Genomic DNA, 13,403 nt, shown 5'->3' with positions numbered 1-13,403 from the left:
TGCAGTATCAGTTCGGCGACGTCGACGGGTTCTGGGCGGCGGTGCGGTGCAACACCGCCGCCCAGAACCCGTCGACGTCGCCGAACTGATACTGCACCGCGCCCCAGGTGGCGCCGCTCTCCTTGGCGATCCGGCTGGCCGACACCGCGCCGGGGTCCCCGGTGGCCAGCGAGCGCACCGCGGCGTCCAGCATCGCCTCGCGGGTTGCCAGCCCCCGCTTATTGCTGCGCCGCGTCTCCGATTGAGCCATCCGGGGAATCCTAACAACGTTTACATAGTGCCCACTATGATTCTTCTTCGAGGCGCACTATGCTGCGACAGTCGGCCCGCTCGGAGACCACAGAGAGGACACGTTGACATGGCCAAACCGCCGTTGTCGATGAACCCGACAGGCTGGTTTCAAGTCGCCTGGTCCGACGAGATCGGCATCGGCGATGTTCACACCATGAAGTACTTCGGCCGGGAGATGGTGGCCTGGCGGGCTGAGTCGGGTCAGCTCACCGTGATGAACGCCTACTGCGAACACCTCGGCGCGCACCTGGGATTCGGCGGCACCGTTCACGGCGAGGTTCTGCAATGCCCGTTCCACGGCTGGCAGTGGAACTCCCAGGGCCGCAACGTCTGCATCCCATACCAGGACAAGCCCAACCGCGGCCGACGGATCACCACCTATCCGGTCACCGAACGCAACGAGTCGGTCTACATCTGGAACGACGCGCAGGGGCGCGCGCCGTTCTTCGACGCACCGGATGTCTTCGCCAGCTTCGACGATCGCAGTGCCGCCGATTACTACCCGCAACAGCGGCTGTACCGCTCGAGACTTGAGCTGCACCCGCAGTACGTGTTGGAGAACGGGGTGGACTTCGCCCACTTCAAGTACGTGCACCAGACCCCCATCGTGCCGGTCTTCACCCGGCACGATTTCGCCGAACCGGTGTCCTACGTCGACTTCACCATCACCTTCGAAGGCGACGACGGCCAGAAGATCGAGGACGTCAACAGTGGCGTGGAAGCCATCAACGGCGGCTTGGGGATTGCGGTGACCAAGAGCTGGGGGATGATCGACAACCGCACCATCTCGGCGATCACGCCCGTCGACGACTCCACCTCCGACGTCCGCTTCATGGTCTACATCGGCCGCTCACCGTCCGGCGGTTCGGCGAGGCCCGACGGAGGAGAGGCGAAGCCGGGACCGCCGCATAAACCCGGCGACCCGACGCGGGCCGAGGCGCGGGCGGCCGATTTCGGGCGTGAAGTCATCCGCCAGTTCGAACAGGACATCCACATCTGGTCGCATCAGCGCTACTCGGATCCGCCGGCGCTGGCGACCGCCGAATACGAGGGCTTCACCGCAATTCGGCAGTGGGCCAAACAGTTCTATCCCGACGGCATCGGTGGCGGTGCCGCTGAGGTCGCTGAACTCACAGCGCAGAGAGGTTCCACCGCATGAACACAACCGCCGCACCCATCCGGGTCTTCCAGGTCGCCACCGGCAACGTCGGAACCGAGATGATCCGGCGGTTCGCCGCCCGCGACGACCTCGAACTGGTGGGCGTGCACTGCTATTCGCCGGAAAAGATCGGCAAAGACACCGGCGAGCTGGCCGGGATCGCGCCCAACGGTGTCATCGCGACCGGGAGCGTCGAAGAGATCATCGCCGCCAAGCCCGACGTCCTGACGTTTCACGGGGTGTTCCCCGACGAGGACCTCTACGTCGCGATCCTGGAAGCGGGCATCAACATCGTCACCACAGCCGACTGGATCACCGGCTGGCACCGCGACACCAACCACCCCCACCCGTCGGGCAAGCCGGTGACGCAGCTGCTGGCCGAGGCGTGCGCGAAGGGCGGTGCGACCTTCTACGGCACCGGGATGAATCCGGGAGTCAATCAGATTCTGGGCGTGGTGTGTTCGGCCGATGTCGCCGAGATCGAGAACATCACCACCATCGAGTCGGTGGACGTGTCCTGCCACCATTCCAAGGACACCTGGATCGAGGTGGGCTACGGCCAGCCGGTGGATGATCCGGAGATCCCGGCCAAGCTGGAGAAGTTCACCCGGGTGTTCGCCGACAGTGTGTTGATGATGGCGGACTGCTTCGACCTGACTCTCGACGAGGTCACGTTCAGCTACGAATTGGGCGCCTGCACAAGGGACGTCGACCTGGGCTGGTACACCCTGCCCAAGGGCTCCTTGGGCGGCAACTACATCAAGTACCAGGGCATGGTCAACGGCGTGCCGCGGGTGGAGACGCACCTGGAGTGGCAGATGACGCCGTTCACCGAGCCGAACTGGAACATCAAGGGCTGCTACATCACCCGGGTCACCGGCGATCCGTGCGTCTACAACAAGCACATGATCTTTCCCAAACCCGGTGTGGACCTTTCCAACCCGGACAACTTCGCCTCGATCGGCATGACCGTGACCGGATTGCCCGCCCTCAACGCGATCAAGTCGGTGGTGGCGGCGCCACCGGGCCTGCTGACCAGTGCGGACCTGCCGCTGCGCGGATTCGCCGGGAGATTTCGCAGGTGAGCAAGCCCGGCGGCCTTGCCGCGCTGGCGCGCGGCATGCGCGAGCTGGTGGCGGCCGAGGCCGTCGCATCCGAGCAGCGTCGCACGCTGACCGATCCCATCGTCGACGAGATGTGGCGCACCGGCTTGATGTCGGCGTTCAATCCCGCCGCCGCCGGCGGCGCCGAGCCGTCGTTCGCCGAGATGATCGAGACCTGGATCGAAATGGCATGGCAGGACGGCTCATTCGGCTGGGTTGGTATCGCCAACATGCCCTCGTCGTTCGCGGCGGCCGCGTACCTGCCCGACGACGGTTTCGCTGAGGTGTTCACTTCCCACGACAATCACGTCACACTGGGCGGCCAATACTTCCCCAACGGCCAGGGCGTTGCCGTCGACGGCGGCTACCGGTTGAGCGGATCGTGGAGCTTCGGCTCGGGTATCGGCCACTCCCAATATGTGGCGGCCGGCTTCCTCCCGATGGACGACGGCGAGATGCGCTGGGTCAGCGACGGAATACCCGACATGCAGGTCGCGGTGCTCCCACGTGCGCAGATCTCCTTCAACGACGGCTGGCATGTCCAGGGGCTCAAGGGAACCGGCTCCTACGACTACAGCGCCCAGGACGTGTTCGTACCAGGGAGCCGGACCTTTCCACTGTTCTGCCGTTCCCCCCTTCGAGGAGCCTCGCCGGCAGCTCGGATGGGCCTGATGCCGGTGACCGCCGCGGGCCACGCATCCTGGGCGCTCGGTGTGGCCAAAAGCATGCTCGACGACGTGACCGAGCTGGCAGCCACCAAGTACCGGATGAGCGACATGGCGGCGTTGGCCAGCCGTCCTACGTTTCAGAAGGATCTGGCACACCACGTCGCCGCGTGGCGGGCCGCTCGCTTGCTGGTGCTCGAGGCCTTCACCACAGCCGAAACCGCCGTCGCGGCAGGCGAAGACCTGACGCCACTACTGCGGGCCGACATGCGGGTGGCAGCCGTCTACGCCACCGATACCGCCAGAAGCTGCGCCGAGTGGGCACATCTGGCGGCCGGAACCACGGCGATCCGCGAAGGCAGCCGCCTCGAGCGAGCATTCCGAGACATCTACACCGGGACCCAGCACGCGTTCATCAGCGAGAAGGTCGCCATTGACGCGGCCCAGATCTGGCTCGGGCTGATCGACGACCAGTTCGGGCTGTGAGCAGCCGCTGAATCAGGGCAGTGGTGTGCCGGAACTGCCCTCGGGCAGCGGAGTCCCCGAGCTGCCGGACGGCGGAGCCGACGGTGCGGGTTGCGCGGGCCGCGACGCCGGGGGGCGAGCCGGTGCAGCGGGGGCCCGGTTGCTGCCACCGCTCGCCGGGAGTTGAGCGCCGCCGGCGGGCGCCGGTGCCTGCGGAGCCGGGGTCACCCAGCGAATCAGGTCCGCGCCGCCGGTTTGGTACACCAGGGTGTTCGGGGCGTCGCCGGTGACGTCGAAATAGACCTTGCCGCTGGTCTTTTGGCCTTGAGTCAGGGCGGCCGGAGCGATGCCCTGCGCGGTGGGCACGGTGAACAAAGCCTGGTAGTTCTGGCCGCTGGCCGAACGGGCGCTGAGGTTGGCGACGATCGGGAAAACGGTGCCCTGGATCGCCTCGTCGGTGGCGGTGGCCTCCCACAGGGCGCCGCGGGGCTGGTAGGGGATAGCGTCCGAGCTGGGGCGCAGATCGGTGATCGTCCAGCCATGCACCCCGGGGCCTTCGGGAACGGTGCCCTGGGTGCCGATCGGGTGGGTGACAGGGGCGGGCGCCGGGTCAGGGTCCGCGCCGGCGATCCCGATGCTGAGGGCGCCCGCGGCGGCCAGTGCTCCCGCGGTCAGGGCGGTCGAGATGGACTTCATGGGACTGTCTCCTCAAATCGGCTGCATGCCGACAAATTGGTACTCAAGTACTGCATCGTAACGGGCTGGGGACCAGGCTACCCAGGAACGAGTGCGGCCCGGCTCGCGGTAGCGAGGCCGGGCCGCACTGGCGATGAACTTCGGTCAGTTCGACGTGGTCGAGCCGTTCGCGCCGTTGGCTGCCGGAGTACCGGCGGTGGCGGCCGGAATCGGCGTGCCCTGGTTTCCGGCGCCGGCCGACGTGGTGCCTTCCGAACCGGTACCCGCGGTACCAGCCGTGCCGGTCGCTTCCGTCGTCGACGCGCCGGGCGCCTCCGCGGGGAGCGGCGTACCCGAGCTGCCGGCGGCAGCCGACGCCTCGGACTGGGCCGGCGTACCCGGGGTCTGTTGCGAGGACGGCGCCGGGCCGCTGGCGGGAGCCGCCGCTTCCGCGCTGCCCGCGCCGGCCTGGGTCTGTGACCCCGAGGTGCCCGTGGCGGCCGGAACCTCCGAGTCGCTGGCCGCGGCGGAAGTGCCGCCGGCCTCGGCCGGCAGTGGGGTGCCCTGGCTGCTCGCGGGCAGCGGGGTTCCCTGGCTACCGGCGGCAGCCGGCGTGGTCTCGGTAGCGGCCGCGGCGCCCTCGGCGCCGGGCTTGGTTCCGGTGGCCGCCGGACCGGAGGCCCGCTGTGAACCGGTGGCCGCCGGGCCCGACGAACCGCCGGCCGGTGTGGTCGGCGCGGCGGGGGTCCAGACCAGCAGGTCTTGGCCGGCACCCTGGTAGACCGCGCTGTTGGGCGCGTCGCCGGTGACGTCGAAGTAGACCTTGCCGGTGGTCTTCTGGCCTTGCGTCAGGTTGGCCGGGTTCACGCCCTGCGCGGTGGCCACCCCGAACAACGCGGGGTAGGTCTGACCGCTCGCTGAGCGCGCGCCGAGGTTGGCGATCACCGGGGTGACGTTGCCCTGGATGGCCACGTCGGTGGCGGTGGCCTCCCACAGGGTGCCGCGCGGCTGGTAGGGGATGGCGTCGGAGCTGGGCCGCAGGTCACTGACGGTCCAGCCCTGGATGACACCGCCGTTCTCCACGGTGCCCTGGGTGCCGATCGGGTGGGTCGAGGGGGCGGCGTCGCCGACGTCCGCACTGGCGGTTGCGGCGGTCACGGCTCCGGCTGCGGCCAACGCGCCTGCGGCTGCCACGGCAGTAGTGAAGAACTTCATTATTGGCTGACTCCTCGGTTCGACTGGATCTCGGGCTTCCTGCGGCGGTTGGCGCTTCGCCTCTCCTTCGTCGAGCCTCGCTGAACCGCCGGGTGATGCAGTGACTCCAAGTCGAAAATCCTAACGGATTTGACAGCCGCGTTTATTGGCCTCTGCAGGATCGACGGTCAGGAGTGCGAACTCCACCAGGTGTAGAACTGCTCCAGGGTGGGCGTGTTTCGCTCAGTCCGCAGTGAGCCGATCACCAGGTTGGTGTCATTGGTCCAGACCAGCACGGGAGACCCCTGCCGCATGCCACACAGCAGTGTTCCGGCGGTCTTGTCCGGTGTGGCGGTGCGATGCCAGGCGCCCGGCGACTGGATCCGGCCCGGGCAGTTGACGACGGTGGTGGCCTGCACGGTGTTGTCGAAGCTCTGGCGCAGCGCAGTGGCGTCGGAGAACAAGGTGTAGGTCGCAGCCGGCGGACCGCCGGGGTCGGTGTTGCGGCCACACGTCACCTCGGCGATGGCCCCGCCCGACGGCGCGGATGCCGTACAGGCATCCTGGGGATAGCCCGACGGCAGCAGCTTGAGCAGGCGAGCCTGCGCCTCGGCCGAGGACACCGTCGTCGTGGGCTGACTCGCTCCCGCGGCGGTTTGCGAGGTGTCGGCGTCGGCGGCCAGTTCGTCAGAACCCGATCGGTTCGTCATCCAGGCGATCAACCCGACGACCACGATCAGCGCCGCCCCGATCCGCAGCAGCAGCCTGCGTTTGGCGGGCTCGGGGTGCAGGCGCAGTCGTCGTGACGAACTGAACCAGTCGTCGGCGGCCGTCGAGACGCGCGGCAGGCCGGGCTGCCCGGCGGGACGGCCCGCGGTCACAGGTTCGGGAATCGGGGCGGGCGGGACCGGCGGCGTGGTCGACGGCACCTCGGGTACCGCCGGCACCTCGCGCACCGGGGCCGGGGGATCCTCGGCCGCCGCAGCGGGGGGCACCGGCGGGGTGGCCGCCGCCACCTCGGCCGCCGCCACCTCGGTCGCCGCCACCGGCGGCGCGCTCGGCTGTGACGGTTCGATCAGCGGCGGGGTGGACTGCTGGCTGGTCTCATAGATCTGCAGCGTCCGGTGCTGGTCGGGCGCGCTGAGCGCCTGATAGGCCGCGGTCGCCAGCTCCGCGGCGCTGGCATAACGCTCCTGCGGGTCCTTGGCCATGCCTTTAGCGACGACCTCGTCCAAGCCGGCCGGGATGGTGGCGCCGGCAAGGCTGGGCCGCGGAATCGGTTTGTTCTGATGCGCGTTGGCCAGCATCTTGAGGCTGTCGGCGCGGTACGGCGGAGAACCCGTCAAGCACTGGTAGAGCACACATGCCAGCGCATAGACGTCGACGGCCGGCCCGAAATCACTGCCGGAGAACAGCTCCGGCGCCGCGTACTTCCAGCGGGCACCGGCGTTCTCGGCATCGGCCGCCTCGGCACCGGGGGCGCCGGCCAATCCGAAATCCACCAGATAGACGAAATCATCACTGGTCAGCAGGATGTTGCGCGGCTTGATGCCGCGGTGGATGACCCCGGCGCTGTGCGCGGCATCCAGGGCCGAGGCCGCCTGCCACACCACGTTCACCGCACGTGAGGGAGGCAGCACCCCGTTGCGCTTCAGCACCGCGGCCAGGTCGTCACCGGCCACCAGCGGCATATCGATGAACACCTGGCCGTCGAGTTCGCCGTAGTCGCGAACCGGCACCACGTGCGGTTCCTGCACCCGACCGACGACCAGCACCTCGCGCTGCAGCCACTCGCGGAACGCCGGATTCCCGCCCAACGCCGGCGCCAGCAGTTTGAGCGCGGCGGTGCGGTCCTTGTGTGTGTCGACCGCCTCGTAGACCGAACCGGTGGTGCCGCGTCCCAGCAGTTGTTTGAGAAGATAACGCCCCACCCGTGACCCAGCCCGCGGACCCGACGCGGTCTCGCTCATCACCGACTCCTCACCACGACATTGCCGCCCATGATTTCATCACTGAACCGCGCCGCTATCAGCCGGTAGCGCCAACATCGCCCGATTCCCTGGTGGCGTGCCGGGTACGTTGCCGGTCAGCGGCCGGTGAGGTTGCTGATCGTCAGGATCTCCAGATTCCGGTATGCGCGCCCGGTTGGTTGCACCAGATCGTGGAACCAGACCTGCGGCTCGGCGGTGTAGGGATTGTCCCAGGAGTCCCACGGCAGGTAGGTCTGGGTTCGCCCGGCGACGAAGCCCCAGTTGTAGGCGCCCACATTGTGGCGCTTCATGATCGGCAGAATCCCGTCGATGGTGTTGCCGCGGGTACGAGCCAGATACTCGGTGCACATTATCGGCCGGCCCAGGGGCGCCAATTCGGCGATGCGGTCACTGAATGTGGCCGGCTTGTCGTAGGAGTGGAACGTGATGACGTCGGAGCTGCCCAGTTGGGTGTTGACGATCGTGCTGCCCTGACGCGAGCCCTCCCAGATCCCACTGGTCAGCGGCTGACGCGCATCGACGGACCGGGCCCAACTGAACACCTGCGGCAGCAGGTCGCTGATGTAATCCAGCTTGTCCGACCGTTCGACGGCGCTGTATTCGCGGGCCATGTTGTCCGGCTCGTTCCACAGGTCCCAGGCCAGGATCCGTTCGTCGTACCGGAACTGGGTCATCACGCCGGTGACGTAGTCCCGCAGGGTGCGGTAGTAGTTGCGGTCACCCAGTCGGTCGGCACCGGGGCTTTGCACCCATCGCGAATTGTGGATGCCGACTCGCGGGGCCAACTGTGGCCCAGCCTTGGGGTGCGGGTCCCAGCAGGAATCGAACAGCACGAACATCGGCTTGATGCGGTGGCGGGCCGCGACCGCCACGAACTGGCCCAGACGGTACTGGAAGCCCCGCTGATCGGCGGCCCACAGCTGGTCGTGCAGGAACACCCGCACCGTGTTGAACCCCGCCGATCGGGCCCAGCCCAACTCGGAGTCGATCCGCCGCAGATCGAAGGTGCCCGGCTGAAACATCTCGAGCTGATTGACCGCGGTGGAGGTGATGTAGTTGGAGCCGACCGGCCAACCCTGCGCCTGATACCAGCGATTAACCCGGTCGATCGACCACCGGCCGGGGTCCGCGCCGGCGAGCGGGAGCCGGCTCAAAGTGGGACCAGCCGCCAGCAGAAGGGGGAGCCCCAGTGCCGTTCGACGCTTCACGAAGTGACCATAGCTTCCAATCCCGTCGGCGGGCGTTCGAACGCCCGGCCTGTCGCCGAGCAAATCGGGCGGTGACACCCGGGGCGACAGCGGCCACCTAAACTGGCCGACTATGTCGCAGCACCTGAAGGATAAAGTCGTCGTCATCACCGGTGCCGGCGGTGGATTCGGCAAACTGATCGCCGAGAAGTGCGCCGCCGCCGGAGCCCACGTGGTCGGCGTCGACATCGGCGCCGAGAACCTTGCGGCCGTCTTCGACGGGATTCGCGCGGCCGGCCTGTCGGGCACCCATCAGGTCGCCGACGTCACCGACATCGAGCAGATGAAGGCCGCCGTGCAGCACGCGGTGCAGACCTTCGGCGCGGTGGACGTCATCGTCAACAATGCCGGCGTGATGCCGCTGGCCTATTTCGCCGATCACGACAAGGCCTGGCAGCACTGGCACCGGGCGATCGACATCAACATCAAGGGCGTGGTGAACGGCATTTCGGCCGTCTACGACCAGATGATCGCCCAAGGCCGCGGCCACGTCGTCAACATCTCGTCGATCTACGGCAACGCCGGTGTGGCCGGCTCGGGGGTCTACAGCGCGACCAAGGCCGCGGTCGCCGTCCTGTCGGACTCGCTGCGCAGCGAGGCGAAGGGGAAGATCAAGGTGACCACGGTCAAGCCGACCGGTGTGCTGGGCACCAATCTCGGCAGCGGCGTGGTCAACGGCTCCGCGATCATGGGCATCGTGGGATCACGCGGTGAGAGCTACATGCGGTCGGTCACCGCGTTCGCCGAGGGCACCTTGGAGCCTGAGCAGACCGACATCGACTCGGTGAAGTACTGGCTGATCACCCCCGAAGACCTCGCCGAGGCGGTGGTGCACGTCATCGACCAGCCCTGGGGCATCAGTATCAGTGACATCACCGTGCGAGCGAGCGGCGAAGACTACATCTACTGACTGATCGGAGGCGGCCCGTGCCTCACTGGGATACACCGGCTTACACCGCCGTCGAGGCCGCCCGGTATCACGCCGTCGGTTGGTGGTCGCAGACCACGCTGTCGGATGCGGTGCGCCGCAACGCCCGACGATTCCCTGCCCGGGACGCTTATCTGGACTATCTCGGCGCGGGCTTGACGTGGCAGGAATTCGACACCGCGGCAGACGCATTGGCGGCGCGGCTGGCCGGAGCCGGAGTGCGCACCGGAGACCGGATCGCGGTATGGCATCGCGACGCCGTGGCCATCCATGTGCTGTTCGTGGCGATCGAGCGCTGCGGGGCGATCGTGGTCGGTATCGGTGCCCGGGCCGGAACTCGTGAGGTGGCTGCGATTCTGGCCGCTTCGCAGGTCCGGCTACTGATCACCGATGAGCAGCGGCACGCCACCGCGGCAGGACTCGAGATCGCGACGGTGAGCATCGATGAACTGCAGGCTGCCGCCGAAATCGGGGTACCGGGTCCGCAACTCGGCGCCGATGACGTCTTCTTGATCAACTCCACCTCCGGCACCACCGGACTGCCCAAGTGTGTGGTGCACACCCAGAACCGTTGGCACTACTTTCACCAGCTGGCCGTCGCCAACGGGCGGTTGAGTCACGACGACGTCTTCCTGCCCGTCATTCCCACGCCGTTCGGCTTCGGGCTCTGGACCAGCCACACCACTCCGATCCACCTCGGCGCCACGGCAATCCTGTTGGACCGCTTCACCGCGGCCGCGACCTGTGCCGCGATAGCTCGTCATCGGGTCACCGTATTGTGCTGTGTCAGCACTCAATTGACCATGATGATGGCGGATCCGGCCAGCCGCGAGTTCGACTTGAGCTCGTTGCGGGTGGTGTTCACCGGCGGCGAGGCGTTGCCCTACCGGCCGGCCGCGGAGTTCGAGGAGCTGACCGGCGCGAAAATCCTGCAGTTCTACGGATCCAATGAGACCGGCGTGCTCAGCGCCACCACGCTCGACGACACGTTGCAGCGGCGGTTGCGCACCGGTGGGCGCATCGTGCCCGAGATGGCGGTCCGGTTGTTCGGCGGCGAGGACGGCAACACCGACGTGACCGACACCGGCCGGGGGCAGCCCGCCTGCCGTGGCCCGGCCACCAGCCTCGGCTATCTCAACGGAGTTGATCACGACAAGCTGTTCACCGCCGACGGCTGGATGCGGATGGGCGACATCTGCGAGATCGACGCCGACGGCTATCTCAGCGTCACCGGCCGGACGTCGGATTTCATTCTGCGCGGCGGCAAGAACATCAGCGCCGCCCAGGTCGAAGACGCGGTGATGACCCATCCGGCGATCGCGGTGGCCGCCGCGGTGCCGATGCGCGACGAGGTGTTCGGCGAGAAGGTGTGCGTCTACGCCGAACTCGCGGAGGTGGCGCGCGCGGGCGCCGGCACCTTGGAATTGGCCGAGCTTGTCGAACACCTGCTGGCGCTCGGGGTGTCCAAAGAGCTGTTGCCGGAACGCCTTGTCGTCATCGACGAGTTGCCGCGCTCATCCGGCGGCAAGATCGCCAAGGGACAGTTGCGCGAGATCAGCGGTCACTCGTAGCCTTCGTAAACCTGCGACGGCCCCTCGGGTGTGATGAGGTAGCCGACCGTCGCGACGTGCACATCGCCGACCGGGTCGAGTTCTCGATAACCGCCGATCACTTCGATGTCGTTATCGTGCAGACCGATCCGAAACCCGCCCCACAGGTAGGGCACCGGGAACCACAGTTGTTTTCCGGGCAGTTCGTGCAGCACCTCGACCGGGGGATAGCGGAGCATCTGGCGCAGGTCGCCGCCGCGAAACAGGTGTTGGATCAGGTCGTCGAGCACGGTGGTGAGCTGGGTGTTGAGCGCGGCGATCCGGTCGTGGTCGAGTGCGGCCGGGGGAGGCTTGAGCACCTCCAGCAGTTCGGCCGACCGTTGGTGCTCGACGGCCAGGTCATAGGCGGTGCGACCGGCGGCATCCGGTTGCGAGCGCAGCGCACCCTGCTCGATCAGCCAGGTCGCCACGTCGGGAGACGCGCCGTGCCAGCCGGCCTGATGCAGCACCGTCAGCCAGGTCTTGCCGCCGGGCCGCCACGACTTGATATCGACCACGTGATCACCGCGGTCGAGTTCCCGGATCACCGTGCTCCACTTGCCCCGCTTGGCCATGTCGGCCAGATACAACGCGGCTTGCGCCTGCCGGTTGCCCAGCAGCGAGCGGTCCATCACGCCCGGCCACAGCGGTGCGTTGTTGCGGATCTCGGCGTAGGTCGTCACGGTGCCATCTTCTCGCGGTTCGGGCCGCGATACCTGAGGTCGCGGCTATGGATCTGGGCCGTCGTCGAGATCGTCGTCGAGCAGTTCCTCCGGGTGATGCAGGTGGTTGATGCGTGGTGGGCTGGTGCCGTCGGTCCAGGCCAGTCGACCTTGCTCGGTGACCACGGTCTCTAGATCGCCACGGGTGGCACCGCCGTGGTCGCCGCCGCAGGCGAAGTAGAGCTCGTCGGCGTCGGTGCGCCCGCCGCGTGCCCAGTCGGTCGAATGGTGAACCTCGCAGTGGTAGCCGGGCTCCGGACAGTTCGGTCTGGTGCAACCGCGGTCGCGGGCGTGGCAGATGATCCGGTGATCCAGGGTGGCGATCCGTTTACTGCGGCCCAGATACAGCGGCCGCTCGGAGTGGTTGTCGAAGACCGCCAGGTAGTGAATCGAGTTGGCTGCCATGCGGATCAGATCACGCATCGGTAGGCGGCTGCCGCCACCGGTGCGGGCAGGTCCCGGCATCGGGATCTCCGGGTTGGCCATGGCGCGGGCCGCCTGGTCGAGGTCGGCGAGTTTGGTGGTGACGATGACCGTCACCGGTACACCGCGGTGAGTGCCCATCGCACCGGACTCGATGCCATGGCGCAGGGCCAGCTTCAGTGCGTCGTGGTCGCGTTGCCCCGACGAGCGGGTATCGCGTTCTTGAGCGCCCTCGGGCTGGCGGTGGCCGGGGCGAACCGCGGCGGTGACTGTCTCGAGGTAGGCGCGGGTTTCGGGGTCGATACAGCCGGACAGTGAGCTCATCCCGTCGGGGCCTTGGCGGCCCAGGACGAGATTGCGCCGCCGTGCCCGGTCTTCGTCGGTGAAGTTGCCGTCGGGATTGAGGTGATCGGCGATCGCGTGCCCTATCGCGGTCACGAAGGCGGCGTCCTGCTCGGAGGCGTGGCGCACCAGGGTGCGTTCGGCGGCCGCGCGATCGGCCGGTGCGACCTTCGCGGGCAGTTCGTCGAGGGCCTTGGTGACCGCCTTGATGTGGTCGTCACCGATACGGCCGTCCTCGACAGCGGCGGCGACTTCGGCAAGCTCCGGCGGGGCCGGCGGTCCGGTCAGGTTGCGCCGCGGCCGGATCCGGGCGGCGACGCGGAATCGGCGTCGGACCTCGGCCCGGGTGATACGCAGGCGCGACCACAGCAGGTCCGTGATCTTGGTGTCAGCGGGCAGTCGGGGGTCCTCGGCGCCGTCGGCGGGGTCGGCGATCTCGCCGAAGATGCGGTAGGACAAGCCGCGATTGACGCGGTGCTGAGTTTCGAGGTGTTCGGCGACTTCCACGCGAAACGCATTGCCGACCAGGTCGGTGTCAGCGCCACGGAGCCGGGCCTGGGCGTCGTCGATCAGAGCCAGGTCCGCGCGGATGGCCGCACGGGCGGCTGC

Annotated in this window: 11 protein-coding genes and 1 pseudogene; 5 read left to right on the top strand and 7 right to left on the bottom strand. The window is 67.8% G+C overall.

The genetic code is table 11. The features are described 5' to 3' along the window. Positions 1–37 precede the first annotated feature (37 nt). Positions 38–250: pseudogene (locus LI94_RS00415) on the bottom strand (TetR/AcrR family transcriptional regulator); the annotation flags it as partial. 108 nt (positions 251–358) lie between these two features. Here LI94_RS00415 and LI94_RS00410 point away from each other — a divergent pair. From LI94_RS00410 to LI94_RS00400, 3 genes are read left to right on the top strand one after another with little or no spacing between them, the layout of a single operon-like run. Further along, complete coding sequence (locus LI94_RS00410) at positions 359–1,450, top strand: Rieske 2Fe-2S domain-containing protein (RefSeq protein WP_046299933.1); 1,092 nt, start codon at positions 359–361, stop codon at positions 1,448–1,450. Beyond that, complete coding sequence (locus LI94_RS00405; RefSeq protein ID WP_024440617.1) at positions 1,447–2,535, top strand: dihydrodipicolinate reductase; 1,089 nt, start codon at positions 1,447–1,449, stop codon at positions 2,533–2,535. The genes LI94_RS00410 and LI94_RS00405 overlap by 4 nt, the downstream gene beginning before the upstream one ends. A gap of 35 nt (positions 2,536–2,570) precedes the next feature. Next, positions 2,571–3,704, top strand: coding sequence for an acyl-CoA dehydrogenase family protein (locus LI94_RS00400; protein WP_046299945.1), 1,134 nt, complete (start codon positions 2,571–2,573; stop codon positions 3,702–3,704). A gap of 12 nt (positions 3,705–3,716) precedes the next feature. Here the strand turns inward: LI94_RS00400 and LI94_RS00395 are convergent, their stop codons facing one another. The 4 genes from LI94_RS00395 to LI94_RS00380 all read right to left on the bottom strand — a co-directional run bounded on the left by LI94_RS00395 (position 3,717) and on the right by LI94_RS00380 (position 8,751). Next, complete coding sequence (locus LI94_RS00395; RefSeq protein WP_046299944.1) at positions 3,717–4,379, bottom strand: MPT63 family protein; 663 nt, start codon at positions 4,377–4,379, stop codon at positions 3,717–3,719. 144 nt (positions 4,380–4,523) lie between these two features. Continuing rightward, complete coding sequence (locus LI94_RS00390) at positions 4,524–5,573, bottom strand: MPT63 family protein (protein ID WP_052739840.1); 1,050 nt, start codon at positions 5,571–5,573, stop codon at positions 4,524–4,526. A 167-nt stretch (positions 5,574–5,740) separates the two neighbouring features. Next, positions 5,741–7,522: a serine/threonine-protein kinase gene (locus tag LI94_RS00385; RefSeq protein ID WP_046299932.1), complete on the bottom strand. Its 1,782-nt coding sequence runs from the start codon at positions 7,520–7,522 to the stop codon at positions 5,741–5,743. Between the two features lie 116 nt (positions 7,523–7,638). Further along, positions 7,639–8,751, bottom strand: a complete 1,113-nt coding sequence (locus LI94_RS00380) for a cellulase family glycosylhydrolase (RefSeq protein ID WP_024440612.1) — start codon at positions 8,749–8,751, stop codon at positions 7,639–7,641. A gap of 112 nt (positions 8,752–8,863) precedes the next feature. Between LI94_RS00380 and LI94_RS00375 the strand changes: the two genes are divergently transcribed. Beyond that, positions 8,864–9,700 carry an SDR family oxidoreductase gene (locus tag LI94_RS00375; RefSeq protein ID WP_024440611.1) on the top strand — a complete coding sequence of 279 codons (837 nt, stop codon included), beginning with the start codon at positions 8,864–8,866 and terminating at the stop codon, positions 9,698–9,700. Positions 9,701–9,717: 17 nt separating this feature from the next. After that, positions 9,718–11,289: a class I adenylate-forming enzyme family protein gene (locus LI94_RS00370; RefSeq protein WP_046299931.1), complete on the top strand. Its 1,572-nt coding sequence runs from the start codon at positions 9,718–9,720 to the stop codon at positions 11,287–11,289. Here the strand turns inward: LI94_RS00370 and LI94_RS00365 are convergent. Further along, a complete protein-coding gene (locus tag LI94_RS00365) occupies positions 11,280–11,990 on the bottom strand; it encodes an ankryin (RefSeq protein ID WP_052739839.1) in 711 nt (236 codons plus the stop codon). The genes LI94_RS00370 and LI94_RS00365 overlap by 10 nt on opposite strands. Before the next feature lie 45 nt (positions 11,991–12,035). Then, positions 12,036–13,385: an HNH endonuclease signature motif containing protein gene (locus LI94_RS00360; protein ID WP_239651116.1), complete on the bottom strand. Its 1,350-nt coding sequence runs from the start codon at positions 13,383–13,385 to the stop codon at positions 12,036–12,038. Positions 13,386–13,403: the final 18 nt, after the last annotated feature.

The organism is Mycobacterium sp. UM_Kg27 (assembly GCF_000972905.1).
GTDB lineage: Bacteria > Actinomycetota > Actinomycetes > Mycobacteriales > Mycobacteriaceae > Mycobacterium.
Note: the sequence above shows the minus strand (reverse complement) of the source record. Positions and strands in the feature narration are given on the sequence as shown.